Annotated in this window: 22 protein-coding genes and 2 pseudogenes; 14 read left to right on the forward strand and 10 right to left on the reverse strand. The window is 61.5% G+C overall.

The window, feature by feature from the left end; all coding sequences use genetic code 11:
* Positions 1-54: 54 nt before the first annotated feature.
* From dinB to BJ6T_RS48160, 4 genes are read right to left on the reverse strand one after another with little or no spacing between them, the layout of a single operon-like run.
* Positions 55-1,161, reverse strand: coding sequence for a DNA polymerase IV (dinB, locus tag BJ6T_RS09650; protein WP_014492136.1), 1,107 nt, complete (start codon positions 1,159-1,161; stop codon positions 55-57).
* Positions 1,158-1,883 carry an SOS response-associated peptidase gene (locus tag BJ6T_RS09655; RefSeq protein WP_014492137.1) on the reverse strand — a complete coding sequence of 242 codons (726 nt, stop codon included), beginning with the start codon at positions 1,881-1,883 and terminating at the stop codon, positions 1,158-1,160. Before BJ6T_RS09655 ends, dinB begins: the two co-directional genes overlap by 4 nt.
* 3 nt (positions 1,884-1,886) lie before the next feature.
* The gene (locus BJ6T_RS09660; RefSeq protein WP_014492138.1) at positions 1,887-2,336 is read right to left on the reverse strand and encodes a hypothetical protein; all 450 of its coding nucleotides are present in this window, start codon (positions 2,334-2,336) and stop codon (positions 1,887-1,889) included.
* A 46-nt stretch (positions 2,337-2,382) separates the two neighbouring features.
* A complete protein-coding gene (locus tag BJ6T_RS48160) occupies positions 2,383-2,778 on the reverse strand; it encodes a hypothetical protein (RefSeq protein ID WP_028169848.1) in 396 nt (131 codons plus the stop codon).
* A gap of 144 nt (positions 2,779-2,922) precedes the next feature.
* On the opposite strand from BJ6T_RS48160, the gene ku reads away from it, so the two are divergent.
* From ku to BJ6T_RS09690, 5 genes are all read left to right on the forward strand, one after another.
* A complete protein-coding gene (gene ku, locus BJ6T_RS09670; protein ID WP_014492140.1) occupies positions 2,923-3,855 on the forward strand; it encodes a non-homologous end joining protein Ku in 933 nt (310 codons plus the stop codon).
* A 179-nt stretch (positions 3,856-4,034) separates the two neighbouring features.
* Positions 4,035-4,196 carry a hypothetical protein gene (locus tag BJ6T_RS49350; RefSeq protein WP_347336782.1) on the forward strand — a complete coding sequence of 54 codons (162 nt, stop codon included), beginning with the start codon at positions 4,035-4,037 and terminating at the stop codon, positions 4,194-4,196.
* Between the two features lies 1 nt (position 4,197).
* Positions 4,198-4,860, forward strand: coding sequence for an HAD family hydrolase (locus tag BJ6T_RS09680; RefSeq protein ID WP_014492142.1), 663 nt, complete (start codon positions 4,198-4,200; stop codon positions 4,858-4,860).
* A gap of 68 nt (positions 4,861-4,928) precedes the next feature.
* A complete protein-coding gene (locus BJ6T_RS09685) occupies positions 4,929-5,432 on the forward strand; it encodes an NUDIX hydrolase (RefSeq protein WP_014492143.1) in 504 nt (167 codons plus the stop codon).
* Positions 5,429-5,893, forward strand: coding sequence for a metallophosphoesterase family protein (locus BJ6T_RS09690; RefSeq protein WP_014492144.1), 465 nt, complete (start codon positions 5,429-5,431; stop codon positions 5,891-5,893). Before BJ6T_RS09685 ends, BJ6T_RS09690 begins: the two co-directional genes overlap by 4 nt.
* A 61-nt stretch (positions 5,894-5,954) precedes the next feature.
* Here the strand turns inward: BJ6T_RS09690 and ligD (BJ6T_RS09695) are convergent, their stop codons facing one another.
* The gene (ligD, locus tag BJ6T_RS09695; protein ID WP_014492145.1) at positions 5,955-6,902 is read right to left on the reverse strand and encodes a non-homologous end-joining DNA ligase; all 948 of its coding nucleotides are present in this window, start codon (positions 6,900-6,902) and stop codon (positions 5,955-5,957) included.
* Positions 6,903-7,040: 138 nt separating this feature from the next.
* Between ligD (BJ6T_RS09695) and BJ6T_RS09700 the strand changes: the two genes are divergently transcribed.
* Complete coding sequence (locus tag BJ6T_RS09700) at positions 7,041-7,655, forward strand: hypothetical protein (RefSeq protein WP_014492146.1); 615 nt, start codon at positions 7,041-7,043, stop codon at positions 7,653-7,655.
* A gap of 46 nt (positions 7,656-7,701) precedes the next feature.
* Here the strand turns inward: BJ6T_RS09700 and BJ6T_RS47055 are convergent, their stop codons facing one another.
* Positions 7,702-7,869 carry a hypothetical protein gene (locus BJ6T_RS47055; protein ID WP_014492147.1) on the reverse strand — a complete coding sequence of 56 codons (168 nt, stop codon included), beginning with the start codon at positions 7,867-7,869 and terminating at the stop codon, positions 7,702-7,704.
* Positions 7,869-8,789: a non-homologous end-joining DNA ligase gene (gene ligD / locus BJ6T_RS09705; RefSeq protein WP_014492148.1), complete on the reverse strand. Its 921-nt coding sequence runs from the start codon at positions 8,787-8,789 to the stop codon at positions 7,869-7,871. Before ligD (BJ6T_RS09705) ends, BJ6T_RS47055 begins: the two co-directional genes overlap by 1 nt.
* Positions 8,790-8,893: 104 nt before the next feature.
* Between ligD (BJ6T_RS09705) and BJ6T_RS43145 the strand changes: the two are divergent.
* A pseudogene (locus BJ6T_RS43145) lies at positions 8,894-9,081 on the forward strand (DUF3606 domain-containing protein).
* A 232-nt stretch (positions 9,082-9,313) separates the two neighbouring features.
* Here the strand turns inward: BJ6T_RS43145 and BJ6T_RS47060 are convergent.
* Entirely contained in the window at positions 9,314-9,487 is a 174-nt protein-coding gene (locus BJ6T_RS47060) for a hypothetical protein (protein ID WP_155256725.1), read from the reverse strand.
* Positions 9,488-10,252: 765 nt separating this feature from the next.
* Between BJ6T_RS47060 and BJ6T_RS09715 the strand changes: the two genes are divergently transcribed.
* From BJ6T_RS09715 to BJ6T_RS09725, 3 genes are all read left to right on the forward strand, one after another.
* A complete protein-coding gene (locus tag BJ6T_RS09715) occupies positions 10,253-11,128 on the forward strand; it encodes a YihY/virulence factor BrkB family protein (protein ID WP_014492150.1) in 876 nt (291 codons plus the stop codon).
* A gap of 99 nt (positions 11,129-11,227) precedes the next feature.
* The gene (locus BJ6T_RS09720) at positions 11,228-11,497 is read left to right on the forward strand and encodes a hypothetical protein (RefSeq protein ID WP_014492151.1); all 270 of its coding nucleotides are present in this window, start codon (positions 11,228-11,230) and stop codon (positions 11,495-11,497) included.
* A gap of 444 nt (positions 11,498-11,941) precedes the next feature.
* Positions 11,942-12,328 carry a response regulator gene (locus BJ6T_RS09725; protein ID WP_014492152.1) on the forward strand — a complete coding sequence of 129 codons (387 nt, stop codon included), beginning with the start codon at positions 11,942-11,944 and terminating at the stop codon, positions 12,326-12,328.
* A gap of 407 nt (positions 12,329-12,735) precedes the next feature.
* Here the strand turns inward: BJ6T_RS09725 and BJ6T_RS45390 are convergent, their stop codons facing one another.
* The gene (locus BJ6T_RS45390; RefSeq protein WP_141378872.1) at positions 12,736-12,939 is read right to left on the reverse strand and encodes a hypothetical protein; all 204 of its coding nucleotides are present in this window, start codon (positions 12,937-12,939) and stop codon (positions 12,736-12,738) included.
* Between BJ6T_RS45390 and BJ6T_RS49575 the strand changes: the two genes are divergently transcribed.
* From BJ6T_RS49575 to BJ6T_RS09735, 4 genes and pseudogenes are all read left to right on the forward strand, one after another.
* Positions 12,886-13,032 (forward strand): hypothetical protein, encoded by a 147-nt coding sequence (locus BJ6T_RS49575; RefSeq protein ID WP_373866008.1) that lies wholly within the window; start codon positions 12,886-12,888, stop codon positions 13,030-13,032. The genes BJ6T_RS45390 and BJ6T_RS49575 overlap by 54 nt on opposite strands.
* A 381-nt stretch (positions 13,033-13,413) precedes the next feature.
* Positions 13,414-15,623, forward strand: a pseudogene (locus tag BJ6T_RS09730) (ATP-binding protein).
* Between the two features lie 287 nt (positions 15,624-15,910).
* Entirely contained in the window at positions 15,911-16,081 is a 171-nt protein-coding gene (locus tag BJ6T_RS45395; RefSeq protein WP_014492155.1) for a hypothetical protein, read from the forward strand.
* A 145-nt stretch (positions 16,082-16,226) separates the two neighbouring features.
* Complete coding sequence (locus BJ6T_RS09735) at positions 16,227-16,625, forward strand: hypothetical protein (protein ID WP_307724523.1); 399 nt, start codon at positions 16,227-16,229, stop codon at positions 16,623-16,625.
* Positions 16,626-16,648: 23 nt separating this feature from the next.
* On the opposite strand, the gene BJ6T_RS45400 is transcribed toward BJ6T_RS09735, so the two are convergent.
* A complete protein-coding gene (locus BJ6T_RS45400; RefSeq protein WP_014492157.1) occupies positions 16,649-16,828 on the reverse strand; it encodes a hypothetical protein in 180 nt (59 codons plus the stop codon).
* Between the last annotated feature and the right edge of the window lie 241 nt (positions 16,829-17,069).

Consider the following 17,069-nt stretch of genomic DNA (forward strand, 5'->3'; position numbering starts at 1 on the left):
TGGCATGACGGGAGACGAGCTGAAACAGCGAAACAAAGTGGTAATCCACACGGTTTAGATTGGCAGATCCAGCTGTGGCTCCGCGCCATCTTCGGGGTGTAGCGATGAGAGTGAGATACCTAAGAGCCGAACCGGTCTTGGAAGAGGCGTTTCGTTCTCGAGCAGGCTGATGACCAAGCGCTCCAGATCGCTTCTGCTCGACACGGCGGTGGGGACAGACCTGCTGCGTGTCATAATCTCGAAGTCTGCAAATTTGACCTTCAGCGTTACTGTCCGGCCCCGCGAGCCCTTTTCTTCGCAATGCCGCCAGACCTTGTCGATCAAAGGCTGCACTTCCGACACCATTGCCTCGAACTCAATGAGATCAGTGGAGAACGTATTTTCTGCACCCACGGATTTACGCACGCGGTCGGCTCTGACCTCGCGGTTGTCGACACCCCTCGATATCGAATAGTAATAGGTTCCGGCCTTGCCGAAATTGGTCTGCATAAATTCGAGGGACTGATTGCGCATGTCGAGGCCTGTGTAGAGACCAAGGGCGTTCATCTTGGCGCCGGTTGCCGGCCCAATTCCATGAAACTTGCCGACCGGCAGGTTTTCTACGAATGCCGGGCCCATCTCCGGCGTGATGACGTACTGGCCGTTAGGTTTGCGGTGGTCGGAAGCGAGCTTCGCCAGAAATTTGTTGTAGGAAATGCCGGCCGAAGCGTTGAGGCCGGTTACCTCCTTGATTTTCGCACGGATCGCGAGCGCGACGTCCCGAGCCAACGGAATGCCCTGGAGATTTTCGGTCACGTCGAGGTAGGCCTCGTCCAGCGACAGCGGCTCGATGGTCGGGGTATGCTCGGCGAAGATTTCGCGGATTTGCTGTGAGACCGCCTTGTAGACCTCGAAGCGGGGTTTCACGAAGATCAGATCGGGGCACTGCCGCTTCGCGGTAACCGATGGCATGGCCGACCTGACGCCGAACTTGCGCGCTTCGTAGCTGGCCGCCGCCACGACGCCGCGCTCCCGGGATCCTCCGACGGCGACCGGCTTACCGCGGAGATCAGGATTGTCCCGCTGCTCGACGGATGCATAGAAGGCATCCATGTCGATGTGGATGATCTTGCGTTGGCGGCCCGGGGAAGCTGCCTGATCGTCATCGTCCTCGGTGGTCACGTCGTTAGCCCGGCCGTGTCTTCCTTGACGCCGCGGGCGACGATCTGGAGCGTTCCGTCGGCAAGCGGTCGCTGCAACTTCAGGGCCTCGTCGAGAGGAGCCGTCATCCAGGTCTCGACTTCGTCCGGCGTCGTCAGGATCACCGGCATCGCCTTGGGGTGGATGGCGCCGACCTCGGCGTTCGGCTCCGTCGTAAGAAATGCATAGAGGTCGTTGGTGGTCTCGCCTTCCTTGACCTTCCGAACAGACATCCAGTTGGTCCATATGCCGGCGAAGCAGGCGAGGGGACGGGTCTCATCGAGTGCGAACCAGATATCACCGCCCTCGGCCTTGTTGAACTCGCTGAAGGAGTTGAACGGCACCACGCAGCGGCTTTCGGTGCCCAGCCATCTCGTCCAGTGCTTGCTCTTCACGTTGCGGATGTTGGTCGTGCCGCCGTCCGGCTCCATTCGCAGCAGTTCCTTGAAATCGACGGTCTTGCCCTTGGCCTGCAGCTTTTCGGCTCGTTTCTTGGTGGCGTCCATCAGGGCTTTTGACGACGATGGCATTCCCCACCGCGCTGTCGCGAGTTCGCGGCCCTCGGCCCCGTTACGCACGATTGGTGCCGTGTAGTCCGGAAAAACCCCCGGCATTGGCGCCAGATTGCCGACGTACCGGTTCACGACGCGAAACAACGCGATGATAGCGGCTTGGTTGGTCGTGATCGAATAGAGATTACACATCGGTCAGGCTTCGGTTCGAGAGTGGCGCGGCTGCCAAGCTAATTGTAGCAGAGTCGCGGATGGACGCCGGCCCGCCTTGGCGCATTTGCGGCAGCGCAGCCGGCTGGCGAGATCGTGCACGAAGGTGGTCGGCGGATGCTTCATCGCCGCGAGGTCGACGTCACTCGGCGTCTTGCAGCGCGCGCACCTGATCTCCAGCCAGGGAAAACCTCCATTCACGGCCTGGTCGATGGTGGGCGACGGATCGATCGGCTCGCCGTCTGACCACATTCGCTCGTTCCAACTTTCGCAAAGCAGCCTATCAGCTTGCTGGATCATCGCCTCGCCCTTGGCTCGCATCTCGGCCGATTGAGCGGCCAGGATGTTGGCCATCGCGCGTGCTTTGCCGAGCTCTTTCGCCAGAGCCTTGCGGTCGCCGCCCGACAGGGGCGTAGGGTGGTACTTCGGGGCCATCCGCACATCCACGCGCAAAGAGATCGGATCGGCGATCCGCAGCGGGCTACGGCGTCTCGAACGCTGGCCAGCACCCATCTTCTTCATGTCTGCCGGTGCGCTGCTGACAGGTATTGTCGAGCAACCGCTGCGCGACGTCCTTCCAGACCGCGTTGGCGCCATACAATCGGACTGCATCGGCAGTCTGGATTTCCACCGTTCGCTCGCAGCGACGGCACGAGATGCGCAGCACGTGGCGCTGTATCTCGGAAAGACGTCGCTGCCGCAGCTGGGCCCCGGTCGCGTCGGCGCGCGGGTCTTTGAGGAGCGATTCCCAATATTCCGCCGGGAGGGGAGCATCCGGCGCCGCAGCGGAGGGGGCCCGCCTGCGGACGGTTTCAGCGGCCAGCTTTTCCATCTGCTTTGGGGTCGGCATGCGCCAGCTCGCGGGTCGGTCGGACATTCCGAATTAGAACATAAAGAGAACAAAAGTCGAGTCCGATCGAGCCCGCTCCGTGAAAAAATCCTCCTTTTGGAGGGGACGCGATGTCGGAACCAAGCCGGGCCGTTCGTCTTGAATCCGGCATCAGTAATGGAGTTCCCCGCGATGGCCCCCCGCGCTAACTGGAAAGGCTTCCTGCGTCTTTCCCTCGTCACCTGTCCGGTTGCGCTCTATCCGGCCACGTCCGAATCCGAAAAGGTCTCGTTCAACCAACTCAACCGGAAGACCGGCCACCGTATCAAGTACGCCAAGGTCGACGCCGATACCGGCGAGGAGGTCGACAACGAGGACATCGTCAAGGGCTACAAGGTCGACACCGATACCTTCATCGAGGTGACGAAGGAGGAGCTTGAGAACGTGGCGCTGGAATCGACGCGAACTATCGAGATCGACGAGTTCGTCGACCGGAGCGAGATCGATCCTCGATATCTCATCCGCCCCTACTACCTGCGCCCCGATGGCAAGGTCGGGCACGACGCCTTCGCTGTCATCCGCGAGACCATCCGCGAGATGAACAAGGTTGCAATCGGTCGTGTGGTGTTGACCAATCGCGAGCACATCATCGCGCTGGAGCCGCTGGACAAGGGGCTGATGGGGACGCTGCTGCGTTATCCCTACGAAGTCCGCTCCGCGGATGAGTATTTCGACGATATCCAGGATGTCAAAGTCACCAAGGACATGCTCGACCTCGCCAAGCACATCGTCAATCAAAAGGCGGGTCACTTCGAGCCGGATAAGTTTGAAGACCAGTATGAAACCGCCCTCATCGATCTCATCAACCAGAAGCGTGCCGGCAAACCCATCACCGCAAAAGCGCGTCCGCGCGGTGAGAACGTGGTCGACCTGATGGACGCGCTGCGCAAGAGCATCGGCGGAAGCGCGGCGGCAGCGACAGAGGCGCCGAAGAAGCCAGCCAAGAAGGCCCGCAAGGCGGCGGCCGGGCAGAAGGAAATGCTAATGCCGATCGCCGGCAAAAAGCCGGCCAAGGAGGCCGCGGCGAAGAAGCCGGCGGCCAGACCGCAGCGGAAGTCAGCCTAGTTGTCGTGAAACATCCAGTGACGCCGGACGGGCGTCGCTTCGTCGTCCGCGGCAGGCTCTGGCGGACGGCGAACCCCGGTCTCGACGAGGTCAAGCGAGCCGATCTCCTAGGTCAGCTGATGGGGCCCCGGTGGGCGGTACGCGACGCAGAGAACGCAGCTGACCTTGAGGCGAAGGCAATGGCGCATAGGGCCGTGGACAAGTTCAAGCAGGCGCTCGGCGAGCGTAGTCCGGTATGGTGGGACGACGGCTCGCCGGATCTCAACCGGCACATGGCGAAGAACACCCTCTATGCCGACTGGTACGCAAAACTAGCTCGCTCCAACCGTGGAGGACTGTGAGTTGCCGAAAGCCGCTATTTTCGATCTGGACGGCACGCTTCTGGACTCGGTGGATCTCCACGCGCTGGCATGGCAGGAAGCTCTGCTCAAGTTCGGCCACGAGGTAAGCTTCGAACAGGTGAGGGGCCAGATCGGCAAGGGAGGAGACAAACTGATTCCCGTGTTCCTGTCCGCCGATGACCAACGAGACCACGGCAAGGAACTGGAGGAGTGGCGCGGCAATCGTTTCAAGACCGAGTATCTGCCCCTTGTGCGTCCCTTCTCGGCCGTCCCGGACCTGTTGAGGCGCGTGCGTGAGGCGGGACTTCAGGTCGCTGTTGCTTCCTCGGCCAAGAAGGATGAAGTCGACAAGTATCTCGATATCGCAGGCATCACCGATCTGGTCGATCTAAAAACTTCTTCCGACGACGTGGAAGAATCCAAACCCGCACCGGACATCTTCGAGATCGTTCTCAAGAAGCTCAAGCTCGAAGGCGCCGACGCCGTTGCTATCGGCGACACGCCGTACGATGCGGAAGCGGCGGGGAAGGCGGGAGTTCGCACGGTGGGCGTACTCTGCGGAGGCTTCACGGAGGACGAATTGCGGAAAGCCGGGTGCGCCGAGGTGTATCCGGGACCTGCTGCGCTTCTGGCCTGTTTCGAACGTTCTTTGTTGCGCAAGTAGCCAGTCGCCGCTCCTCAGATCTTCCGCCGTTGCTTAATACCCGGTCTGCGCCGCAAAATAGGAGCGATATGGCAGCGTTGACAAAGACTACCAAGCGATCGACGTTGAGCGCGGGCATTCTGGCCTACCGGAAAGGCGCTCGCGGGCTCGAGGTCCTGCTCGTTCACCCCGGCGGTCCGTTCTGGCGCAACAAGGACGATGGCGCCTGGTCGATTCCGAAGGGAGAAATAGATACCGCGGATGCTCCAGAGCAGGTCGCGCGGCGCGAGTTTGCCGAGGAGCTCGGCCACAGCGCTTGGATTGGTCCACTACAGCCTCTGGGGGAGATCCGACAGCGAGGTGGGAAGCGCGTCATCGCATTCGCCGGCGAGGGCCATTTTGACCCAGCGGCGCTGACCAGCAATACCTTCGATATCGAATGGCCTCCCCGAAGCGGTCGACGGCAGAGCTTTCCCGAAGTAGACCGCGCGGAATGGTTTGATATCGAGTTTGCACGAACCAAGATTCTGTCCGCTCAGGTCGAACTTCTCGATCGTCTCTTGGCGATCGCGGCTGAGAGCGACGGAAAATGATGTTCAGGATTGGAATCATTTCGGACACGCACGGCCTGTTGAGGCCCGAGGCGGAACGAGGCCTGACGGGCGTCGATCACATCATTCATGCCGGCGACATCGGAAGCCCCGAGATCGTCGACGCGCTTCGCCGGATCGCACCTGTCACCGCGATCCGTGGAAATGTGGACAGTGGCGAGTGGGCCCGCGAATACCCGGACACAAAATTCGTGCGCCTGGCGGGAAAGTCGATCTACGTCCTGCACGACCTGAAGACGCTACAGGCCGATCCCGGCGCCGGCATCGACGTCATCGTCTCCGGGCATTCCCACGTGCCAAAGATCGACACGGTCGGTGGCGTTCTCTACCTGAATCCCGGCAGCGCGGGACGACGACGCTTCAAGCTGCCGATCACGCTTGCGACGCTCGAAGTCACGCCTCAGGGCATGCGACCGGAAATCCACGACCTTGGAGGCGATTGAACGCAACGCTGAGGAGGTGAAGGCGTTCGTTCCGTTTGCCGTTTACGGCCGAAGGAAAGCGCTATTTGCGCAAACGTTCTCGTTCGCGCACGACATCCTTCGCTCGCTTGTCGGACCTGAGCCCGAGGTAGACGGGCTGGCGCAGTTCGCCGTTGCCGGTCCACTCAGCGAATTTGACCTCGGCAACCAGCGAGGGCCTGACCCAGGTCGTGGCGGCCTCGTCCTTCACTTTGGCAGGAAAGGGTGACTTAGAGGCCCTCAGCTTCAAGAGCTTGGCATGAAGATCTTCCAGGGCCTTGTGGCTGAAGCCAGTGCCGACATGCCCGATGTAGCGCCATGCGTCGTCTTCCCGCACGGCGAGGACCAGGGCGCCGAAGAACGGCCTGGTGCGCTTGGGCGCCGTGAAGCCGGCGATCACCACTTCCTGTCGCTTTGCCGTCTTGATCTTCAGCCAATCCGAGGTCCGGCTTCCGGATGCATACGAACTGTCGGCGCGCTTTGCCATGATGCCTTCGAGACCCTTCCGCTCGGCCTCGGTGAAGAATTTCGTACCGTTCCCTTTGCGATGAGCGCTGAAGGCGATCAGCTTGTTGCGCGGCAGAATTGCCTTCAGCCGCTTCTTGCGCTCGAGAAGAGGCTCCCCGCGCAAGTCCACTGCGTTTTCAAACATGAGATCGAAGGCGCAGTACAGGAGCTTCGCCTCATGGCGTAGCGCGTTTTGAAGCAACTGGAAATGCGAGATGCCGTCCTTTCCGATCGCGACGAGCTCTCCGTCGATCACAGCGTCGCCCTTCACGCCCTCCAGCGCTTTGGCGACCTCAATATAGCTGCGGCTGATGATCTTGCCGTTGCGGCTGTAGAGTGCAACCTTGCCCCGCCGGATTTCTGCGATCATCCGGAAGCCGTCGTACTTGTCCTCGAAAACCCAGTCAGGGTCGTCGAACGGCGCGTCGGTAAGGGTAGCGAGCATCGGCTGCAGGCGCTTGGGCAGGGTCGACGTCCGGCTCATTCGAGGCCATTCCTTAAGAGCGCGTTGCGAAATGCATGGACGTCCTTCAAGGATGAGGGAACGCTTCGAGACCGCGTCGTGTTCCGCAGGCGCCGCGGCGCGCGAGGTGGACGATTTCGGTAAGGGCAGATCAGACCGATGGCCAGAAAATTGAAGACCTTTCAGACCTCGCTGGGCTTTTTCGATCAGGCGATCGCAGCGCCATCCATGAAGGCGGCTCTGGAGGCGTGGGGCGCCGACAGCAATCTCTTTCACCAGGGTGCGGCGAATGAGAGCCACGATCCGGACGTCGTCGCCGCGACCATGGCAAAGCCTGGCGTCGTTCTTAGGCGCCCGGTCGGAACCAACCAACCCTTCAGTGAACATGCCGAGCTGCCTACAGATCTTGGCGGTACCGGGCCAACGAAAGCCGCCCGCAAGTCTAAAGGTCCTAGGCCGAAAGGGCCTTCGACTCGCCCTGTCGACAAGGCGGCGGAACGAAAGGCCGCTCTCGCCTACGAACGAGAGCAGAAGCGTGTCGAGCGCGAACGGGCGAAGGAAGAGGCCGCCAGGCAGAAGGACCGTGAACGGCGTCAGGAGGCCATCGGCAAGGCGCAGGCTGCGTTGGATAAGGCCGAGCAGGAGCACGGCAAGCGGGCCGCCGTCATCGAGGCTGAGCTCGAGGCTCTCGAGAAGAGATTGCAAGCCGAAAAAGCCCGCTGGGATAAGGAGAAGGAGCGATTGGAAGCGGCGCTGCGGCGCGCGCGAGGTTAGTCTTTGGCCGTACCCACGGGTGCGGCCAGCGGTCCCCTTCAAGCGTTCATCGTTCGGGATCCAGCACGCGTGCTGCAGCTTGGTTCAACGCGGCCCGGTCACGTCGGTCCTCAGGAGTGAGCTCCATGACGGCCTGATGTAGCTCGGCCGGAATCGTCAGGTGACTTTCCAAGGGCTTGTTGGCCCACTGCCAGAAGCGATCGAATGCATCCATCACAGGTCCTCCCGCAAGCCCCGGACGAACGGGTGCCGGACCTTTCCCTCGGCGGATTTCGCGCGATACTCGATCTCGGCCAGAAGCTTTGGTTCAACCCAGATGCCCTTGTGGCCGATGCGCTTGGCATAGGGCTGGGTCCTTCGGATGAGGGGTCTGAGCCGCTTCTGCAGATCGCCGGCCGAGACCTTGTCGAAGCCGTGGTCGACCTTGCCGGCGTAGACCAGATCGTCGCCCTTGCGCCGGCCCACGTAGAGCCCGTCCCACTTCGTACCATCGAGTGCGAAACCGGCAATGGTCAGCGTCTCCCGTTGCGCACAGGTCTTCTTGACCCAGTCGTTCGTGCGTCCCGTCGGATAGGCGCTGCCCCGAACCTTTGAGACGACGCCCTCGAGGCCGAGCTTGCAGGCGTGTGCGAACATCTCGCGGCCGTCTATCTCGAAACTTTCGCTGAACTGGATGTCGGCGCCGCTTAGGATCTTCTTAAGTTCGGCCTTGCGCTGAAACAGCGGCAGCTTCCGGATATCGCAGCCGTTCAGATAGAGCAGATCGAACGCTACAAGCACGATGCTCGCCGACTTGCCCTTGAGCTCGTTCTGCAGGACCGAGAAGTCGGTGGTCCCATCGGCGGCCGGTACCACGATCTCGCCGTCGACCACGGCCGAGTTCGCCCTGATCCGCCAGGCGTCATGGGCGACCTTCTTGAAGCGATGCGTCCAATCATGGCCGCGCCGGGTGAAGATCTTCGCAACCTCGTTGGCCAGATGGACCTGGACACGGTAGCCGTCGAACTTGATTTCGTGAATCCAGCGCTCTCCGGACGGCACCTTCTCGATCGAGGTGGCCAAGGCGGGTTCGATGAAGCCGGGGAAGGGCGCCTTGACGCCGATGGCCGCCGGTTTTCCACGCTGAAACGCCACTGAAGAACTCCACGCTACAGCCGACTCAAATTGGCACGGTTCGAATAGTTCCGGAACCTGCGAATCCTTGTCGCGTTGCTTCGATGTCACAACAGGAGGCACCCATGGCGGTGGCGAAGAAGCCGAAGACGGCGCGCGGTCGAAAACAGGACCGGGCGCGGGTAGCTGGCGGGCAGAGCTACGAAGTGCAGTACGAGGCGAAGAAGACCGGAAAGTCAGCACCAGCGGTGAAAAGGCCGTCAAAAAGGTCGGCAACGCGCGCAAGCGCGTGGAGAAACGGCTAGGTCGCTGAGAGCGATACCCGTCGTTCCCTCGGTGCCGGCCTATTCCTGATGGCTATCTTCACCGCAGTCTGAAGGCAACCCAACTTGTGCAGAATTCGGCTGTGGTGGGCGTCGTCCCAGAACGCAGCTTCGTTCCTCGCCGGGTGAACCTCTTCATCGCATCGAGTGTTTTGGTAGCGCGCCTATCTGTGACAAGGGTTTGGCGCTGGGGCAACCCAGAAGGTTTCGGACAGGATCTGATCACGTCGCTGACGTGGTGACAACCGCGCACCCCTTTTCTAGCGCTGTTTTGTACACGACTTTAAGATTCGGATCGGCAAGAACAGCATCAGCCGCCTTGAAGGTTGGATCTTTGGTCCATTCAGAATTTTTTAATGCCTTTGGCAGGGCTTCCCTGTTGATCACATACGCCACGCGAGACGACCTTTGTCCCGAGGGCATTTGTTCAAAGAACCTGCGCAGCCTATTCATTTAGAAGTCCGATCCAGTTCAACTAAATACGCAAGAAAGAGATTGTCAGAGAACTTCATCGGCAGCCTCACGTAGGCCGCTATTTCGATCTCGTTTGCTGTCCTCGCCTCCACACCCAGCCCCCTCTGGCTTTCACATCCAGCATTCTAGCGACCACTTTCGATCATGTCCGTCATCGATATGGCCGACCAAATGAAATCGCTCAGAACAAAAAACACGGCTTCGGTGCGGCTGCACCAGTGCCGAGGACGGGCCGCTGCGCCGTCACTAGCCTACTTCTCTCTCGTCAGCGCGGCGGCCGAAGCTCGCCGGCGAGCCAACCCACCGCATCGCTCTTCATAGGATCTATCGCGACGGCGATCTTCTCGGTCCGTCCGCAGGTGGAGCACTCGAACGTATGCTCCTCGAACTCGCGCTCGCCGGGAGAGATCCGCGCCAAGGCCATCCGGTGTTTGCACACAGGACACATCGGACGATCGTACGGCGGACTCATACACCTAGCCCCAGCCATGGAGATCCACAGTCTACCCATGATCGGCGGGCGGTTTCAATCGCGATCGGAACACAGGTGTCCCGGTTGAATTGGTCTGGCGGGCCGCGCGAAAATGCCGGCCTGCGCGGCCTCGCCTCCTAGCCCCATAGTCCCCAAAGGCGGGCCGCGTTCAGGAGCGTTAGGTGATGCCTGCGGGTCGGGGCGGATAGAAACGCATGCGGCGGCTGTGGCAAATCCTGAAGGCTGCTTTCTCGGGCTACCTGGCCAACGATGCCTTGAGCCGCGGCGCGGCCATCGCGTTCTATGCCGCAACGTCGCTGGCGCCGGTGCTTCTGATCGTGGTGGCGATCGCGGGTCTGGTCTTTGGACAGGACGCCGCCCGCGGGGCCATCAGCGAGGAGCTCGGCCAGCTGCTGGGTCCGGCCGGCGGCGACTTCATCAAAACCATCCTGGAACGATCTAGCGATCCCGCCTCCGGGACCATCGCGACGGTTCTTGGCGTCGTCACCGTGGTGATCACCGCCTCCGGCGTGTTCGGCGAGATGCACACGGCGCTGAATGCGACCTTCAGGGCCAAACCGATCGACGAGCCGATCTCCGCCCTGATCCGGACCCGCGCCGCCAGTCTGGGCCTCGTCGCGGCGCTCGGGTTCATGCTGGTGGTGTCGCTGGCCGCCAGCGCTGCCCTCTCGGCGCTAGGTCATGTCTTCCAGGGACTATTCGCCGGAAAGATCCTCCTGGCCGTCCTCAACACCGTCGTCTCGCTCGCCATCTTCACGCTGCTGTTCACCGCGATCTACAAGGTGCTTCCGGACACGGCGATACCCTGGCGCGAGCTGGTTCTGGGCGCGTTCGTCACGGCCGTGCTGTTCGCAGTCGGAAAATCGCTGATCGGGGTCTATCTCGGGCGCGCGGCGCCGAGTTCACCCTATGGGGCGGCCGGCGCGCTGATCGTCCTCATGTTCTGGACGTACTATTCGGCCCAGATTTTTCTCTTCGGCGCCGAGCTTACCAAGGCCATCGCTGACGAGCGTGCGCCCGCCGATCGCGCCGCGTGCGAAACGAACCGAATGGCGGATGAGCACGTCTGAACATCGGATGTTTTGGAAGCCGCCAAATTGCCGCTTCTGTAACAAACTCGCGCGTTGCGCATTGGTCTGTGGGACGGAGCATTGAATCAAGATGAGGCCATGCCTAGAAACAAGGAGTTCCTGCTGGAGCAGATCGCCCGCGCGAAGCGCTTCGCGCTGGCCATGAACACCGACGCCGACCGGGAGCGCTTCGAGAAGATGGCGGCCGAACTGCAAAGCGAAGGGGCGGAGGGTCAATCGTCTGTCGCCCCGAACGCCTCGGAAGACGCGGCCCAAACGAATGGAACTGCCGAAGTTCAGTCTGCAAACTCGGATGATACCGATCCAACGGCGAACGCGGATGGCGATCAGGGGCGGGCGACAGACTAGCTCGTTGGGCCGTGCAGTCGCCCTTGCTGAAGCTTATCGGGACGCTGGACGACGACCAGGGTAGATCAGGCTGACCACTTATCTTCTTCGCGCCGAGCTTCGTCGTCGTTAAGGCGCTCGGCCACGTCGGCAGCGAGATCTGCATCCTCCGTGCTCGCGATCGGCTTGCCATCCTGCTTTTTATTTTTGGCCTTCCGCAGTCACCGGGAAATCAGCGGGTTTCAGCGGTTTCTTGGAAGTGGACATCGCGTCTTCCTCCTGTGCCCAGCACGATAGCATACACCAAGGTCATCGGGGCGGGGTGCCGGCGAAATTGAAGCCGGCGCCTCTTATCGGAAACGCAACTTAGAAGGCTCCCAAACCTAGATTCCGGAACTTTCCCGTAGGTTCACTTTTGTACATACTGTGACAGCACCCAGGGGCTCCAACCAACGAGAGTTAAGCGTGAGCGAGGCGCCACTGATCCTCGTCGTCGAGGACGATTATCCATTGCAAGGCGTGGTCGAGGATTTCCTGCGCGAGGGCGGTTTCGAAACCCACGCCTTGTCGTCCGGCGAGGAGGCGCTCACGCTATTCCGGGGCAGGGTTGCGGAATATAGGGCCCTTGTCACCGACGTGAGCCTGAAGGGCACAATAAATGGGTGGGAAGTCGCGAAGCAGATCAGGGAAAGCGCCGCTGACTTTCCGGTGGTCTACATGACCGGAGCGGCCGCCGACCAGTGGACCTCTCACGGCGTTCCCAACAGCATCCTCCTACAAAAACCCTTCGCGCCGGCGCAACTGGTGACCGCGGTTTCCCAGCTGCTGAACGCGGTGCGGCCGCCCACTTAGGCAACTCGGATCGTGCAGCCTGGCGGCTTGAGCTTGCCGTCGAGCCAGCCGACGGCGTCGGGTTATATGCGGTCGATGCTCACTGAGATCTTTTCGGTCCGCCAGCAGCTCGAGCATTCGAACGTTCGTTCTTCGAAGCCGCTCGCCCGGAGAGATGCGCGCCAGCGCCATGGTCCTGTCCGCATTTACACGGGTGGCGCTTGGTGGTGTCCTAAATTCAATCTGCGGTCCATAATAAAGGATGGAACAGACGAATCACAGAACCTGCAATTTGCGGGGCGGTCTATAGCCGCACCGAGCACATGGCGAAGTCGCGTGAGATCGCAAGCTTCGAGTGCGCGGTGGCCAGACCATGGAAAGCTGGTATACGACCTGGATCCCGTCGTACCGCTTTGTCGCCGGTCCCGTCAGCATGTCCGACCAAACCGACTAGGAACGCTTTTGCTCATCGCACGTTCACCGCGGTTATGATGCGGTATTTTTTCGACATCCGCGACGGCGATTAATTCGTACCCGATGATGAAGGGATCGAGCTTCCACATGTCGAGGCCGCCCAAATAGAGGCTGCGCGGTCGCTGGCAAATCTTGTCGGCGATAAGGCCGACAGCCAACCCTTTTCCCTGATGGCTGTACAGGTCCGGGATAGCGACGGTCCGGTAGTCGAAGCCAAGTTCGTTTGGGAATTACTCCATCGAAGGCATTAACGCCGCCTCTGTTGCCGCCATGCTCCTCGGCTAAGGCAGGGGCGTGGACAGGTAGCCAGTATCCCTTTTGAAGGATTGGATTTAAGGGCGCAGCGCCACCACTCCAACGGGCCAGGCGATGCGCCGGTTGCCGACCCGCGCAGTTTTGTTCCCGGTTTTTTGCGGTCCAGACGCAATTTCGCCGCCAGCGGCGCCGTTTGGAAGGGGAACTCGGCGCTGGCGCCCTGCGTTGGCCAAGGGTAATTCCTACAGCCGTCGGGGGCCGTCAAATAATCGTCGAGCAACTGACGCCGGCCTGACTGGGTCGAGTTCGTCTGGAGCGTCGGCTCGGTCGGAGGCTTGCCGTCCGGGATGGTGCATCCGCAGATGTCAGGAGCATCGATGAGTGCAGTTGACGACCTTGCGAACGCGCCCGGTGAAATCACCGCCGCCCAGTGGCGTCAGATCGTCAACGGCGCGACCGACACGGCCATCATCAGCACGGACGAAGGCGGCATAGTCACCAGCTGGAACAGTGGGGCATGCCGCATTCTGGGTTGGAGCGAACCCGAGATGCTCGGCAGGTCCCTGAGCCGCATCTTCGCCGATGGCGACGGGCAGGCGCGGTTGAGCCGGGAAATGGAAGATGCGATGGTCCATGGCAGGGGCGGCGGCGAGGAAGGCTGGCGCGTCCGCAAGGACGGAAGCCGCTTCTGGGCGGTTGGCGAACTGAGCCCCATCCGTGAGTGCGGAAAGGTCATCGGTTTCGTCAAGATCCTGCGCGACCGCACGGTTCAGCGGGAGGCCGAGGAACGATCCGCGAGGAGCGGCATGCGCTCGAAGTGCTCAATCGCGCCGGATCCTCGCTTGCCCTCGAGACCGATCTCCAGCGCTTGGTGCAAATCGTCACGGACGCGGGCGTCGAACTGAGCGGTGCCGAGTTTGGCGCGTTTTTCTATAATCTCACTAACGATGCCGGCGAGAGCTACATGCTCTACACGCTTTCGGGAGCTCCGCTGGAGGCGTTCTCGAAATTCCCGATGCCGCGAAACACCGAAGTGTTTGCGCCGACGTTCAACGGCGAGGGCATCGTGCGCTCCGACGACATCACCAGGGATCCCCGCTACGGCAAGAATCCGCCGCTTAAAGGTATGCCCGAAGGCCATCTGCCCGTGCGCAGCTATCTCGCCGTCCCCGTGCTTTCGCGGACGGGCGGAGTGATCGGAGGACTGTTCTTCGGCCACGGCAAGCCCGGTGTCTTTTCGGAGCGCTCGGAACGGGGCCTCTCGGGGCTTGCGGCCGAAGCCGCGGTTGCAATCGACAATGTCCGTCTTTCGCAGGCGTCGCAGCGCGAGATCGCAGAACGCAAGCGTGCCCAGGAGGCGCTGGTCCAATTGAACGCCACCCTGGAAAAGCAAGTCCTCGAGCGCACCGAACAACTCAGGCGCAACGAGGAGGCGCTGCGGCAATCCCAAAAGATGGAAGCCGTGGGACAGCTGACCGGCGGGGTCGCCCACGACTTCAACAATCTCCTCCAGGTGATAATGGGGAATCTCGACACGCTGCAGCGGAATATTCCCTCCGATTCCGCTCATCTGCAGCGCGCCGTACGGCATGCAACCAATGGCGCACAACGGGCCGCCTCACTTACCCAGCGCCTTCTGGCGTTCTCGCGTCGGCAGCCGCTCGATCCCAAGCCGATAGACGTCAACGTTCTGGTCAACGGCCTTTCCGAAATGGTCCATCGCACCCTCGGCGAGACCATCGCCGTAGAGACCGTGCTCGGTGCCGGTTTGTGGCGCGCGGAAGCCGACCCGAACGAGCTCGAGGCAGCCATCCTCAATCTCGCCGTCAACGCTCGGGATGCCATGCCAAACGGAGGAAAGCTGACGCTCGAGACCGGCAACGCCCATATCGACGAAGCCTATGTCGCGGCCCACAGCGAAGTGGTGGCGGGCCAATACGTCGTCATATCGGTCAGCGATACCGGCATCGGCATGGAGCGGCAGACCGTGGCGCAAGCCTTTGAGCCCTTCTTCACCACGAAACCCGTCGGCAAAGGCACGGGACTCGGGCTGAGCCAGGTTTATGGCTTCGTCAAGCAGTCGGGTGGTCACGTGAAAATCTATTCGGAGGTTGGCCAGGGCACCACCGTCAAAATTTACCTTCCTCGCTTGGCAAGTGAGGCATCGAACGACTCCGCACCTGAAGAGACGCTCAATCCGGAAGCCGCGCAGGAAGAGACCATTATCGTGGTCGAGGACGACGACGACGTTAGAGCCTACTCGGTGGACAGCCTCCGCGAGCTCGGCTATCGCGTGCTGGAGGCCCATGACGGTCCGGCGGCTCTGCGGCTCCTCGACCGTCAACCCCGAGTAGATCTCATGTTTACCGACGTGGTCCTTCCGGGCGGCATGACCGGCGCGCAGGTCGCCGCTCAGGCCAAAGCAATCCGCCCCTCCTTGAAGGTCCCGTTCACAACTGGATATGCCCGCAACTCGATCATCCATCACGGCCGCCTCGACAAAGGTGTGCAGTTGATCGTCAAACCTTTCAGCTTCAATGAGCTGGCCGCCAAGGTCCGCGACGTGCTGGATCAGGTCGAAAAGTAGAGCGGTTTCGTCCCATAAGGGCGTGATTGCGCCCGGCCTAGGCCGCTCCCCGGCAGCCGGGATCCCGTTGGAACATTCTGCCGGCAAAGCCTTTGACTCGCTGGACCACCGCCCGCCGTTTGAGTACGGCGCCTGTAGCGGATAGCCAAAGGCGTAAAGCCCGCTGTTCAAAGACATGCGCTCGCGCGGATAGCCAAAGGCGGTGGCCCCGTTCCGCGCGGTGAAAGAATCAGCTGAAGAAGCCGTCGAAAACCCGCGAAGAACTGGAGTCCGCCATCAGGCTGGAGATGGAAGACATCAGCGACTGGCCGACGGACCTGGCTATCTCGGTCGTGCCGCACGAAGACTCCTGGAAAGTCGAGATCATGAGGGATGGACCGCAGCGCGACGCGGATCGTTGCGACATGATCGAAGCCATTGCCGATCGGCTGCGCGGACAGTTCGACTTGAAAGCTTGACTGCCGAATCGAGCCGTACCGCTCGGCAAATCGCGACTTTCGCACCAGCAGGCCTTGCGCTCCCTCGGGAAAATTCGGCAAGCTTGGGCGGGAAGGGGCCGGTTCGGCCCCGCGTAGTTGCGTGGGCTGGGCAGTGAATTTCCAGGTGACCATCCTCAAGGTGCTGGCGAGCTACCCCGGCGGATTTGCGAGTCTGGCGGACGTCAAGCGCGACGTGGCCATTTTGGTAACCAGCGGACGGGAGTGGTCGGAACGCACCACGAAGCTGGCGGCGCGCTTGCCCGGTTTGGAAATCTTCGCGCAAGGTTTGGTCGAGCGGCGAGACGGCGGCTGGCGCATCACCGATGCGGGCCGAGCCGCCCTCGATCTGATGGAGAAGCCCGCCGCTCCCGAGGTGTCGCCGGCGCAGGTCGCCGCGCCCGAACCGTCGCCGGCGAACCCTCATCCGGCAAGCCTTGTCGTTGCCGGACCGGATCGGCGCCGCATGGAGCGACGACGGCGTCGCCGACCGAACAGACAACGCCAGGCGGCGAAGGCTTCTTAGGCGGACCTTGGTCGTGAGGCGTTTTATTCTTTGGGCTGAAAGGTCGCTATCCGACGCGCCTCTTGCCCTAACTCGATGGCGTATCCGTCCACCAACCGCTCCGCGCAGCGTTTGGCCTCGTCATCGTTGTCGCAAAGAACTTCGATGCGATTTCGGACATGGCCGCCATCGCCAATGACGTAGGCGTAATAACCCCAGGCCATGACGGCACACCTGTTTTGGCAACATCAAGCCCGGCGACGACAACCATTCGCTGATGTGCGCGGCGGTCATGGCCTGTCTTGCCTTGCGCAATAGCATTTCTCGATGCTTGCCGGGGGTCATCGTCCTGGCCTGCTCCTCGAGACGCTGCGCTTCGCTCGCCATGCCGTTCATCGAAGGTTGTGCACGGTCCGGCGGCGCGTCTTGAGCCGCGTCTTGGCTTCGGACGCCGGTGCTTCACCA

The sequence above is a fragment of the Bradyrhizobium japonicum USDA 6 genome (assembly GCF_000284375.1).
In the GTDB taxonomy this organism is placed as follows: Bacteria; Pseudomonadota; Alphaproteobacteria; order Rhizobiales; family Xanthobacteraceae; genus Bradyrhizobium; species Bradyrhizobium japonicum.

Coding starts and splice junctions, on each gene's coding strand:
- BJ6T_RS09655 (WP_014492137.1), bottom strand. CDS start 1,883: ATGTGTAATCTCTATTCGATCACGACCAACCAAGCCGCTATCATCGCG.
- BJ6T_RS09660 (WP_014492138.1), bottom strand. CDS start 2,336: ATGGCCCCGAAGTACCACCCTACGCCCCTGTCGGGCGGCGACCGCAAG.
- BJ6T_RS48160 (WP_028169848.1), bottom strand. CDS start 2,778: ATGTCCGACCGACCCGCGAGCTGGCGCATGCCGACCCCAAAGCAGATG.
- ku (WP_014492140.1), top strand. CDS start 2,923: ATGGCCCCCCGCGCTAACTGGAAAGGCTTCCTGCGTCTTTCCCTCGTC.
- BJ6T_RS49350 (WP_347336782.1), top strand. CDS start 4,035: ATGGCGCATAGGGCCGTGGACAAGTTCAAGCAGGCGCTCGGCGAGCGT.
- BJ6T_RS09685 (WP_014492143.1), top strand. CDS start 4,929: ATGGCAGCGTTGACAAAGACTACCAAGCGATCGACGTTGAGCGCGGGC.
- BJ6T_RS09690 (WP_014492144.1), top strand. CDS start 5,429: ATGATGTTCAGGATTGGAATCATTTCGGACACGCACGGCCTGTTGAGG.
- ligD (WP_014492145.1), bottom strand. CDS start 6,902: ATGAGCCGGACGTCGACCCTGCCCAAGCGCCTGCAGCCGATGCTCGCT.
- BJ6T_RS09700 (WP_014492146.1), top strand. CDS start 7,041: ATGGCCAGAAAATTGAAGACCTTTCAGACCTCGCTGGGCTTTTTCGAT.
- BJ6T_RS47055 (WP_014492147.1), bottom strand. CDS start 7,869: ATGGATGCATTCGATCGCTTCTGGCAGTGGGCCAACAAGCCCTTGGAA.
- BJ6T_RS09715 (WP_014492150.1), top strand. CDS start 10,253: ATGCGGCGGCTGTGGCAAATCCTGAAGGCTGCTTTCTCGGGCTACCTG.
- BJ6T_RS09720 (WP_014492151.1), top strand. CDS start 11,228: ATGCCTAGAAACAAGGAGTTCCTGCTGGAGCAGATCGCCCGCGCGAAG.
- BJ6T_RS45395 (WP_014492155.1), top strand. CDS start 15,911: ATGGAAGACATCAGCGACTGGCCGACGGACCTGGCTATCTCGGTCGTG.
- BJ6T_RS45400 (WP_014492157.1), bottom strand. CDS start 16,828: ATGGCCTGGGGTTATTACGCCTACGTCATTGGCGATGGCGGCCATGTC.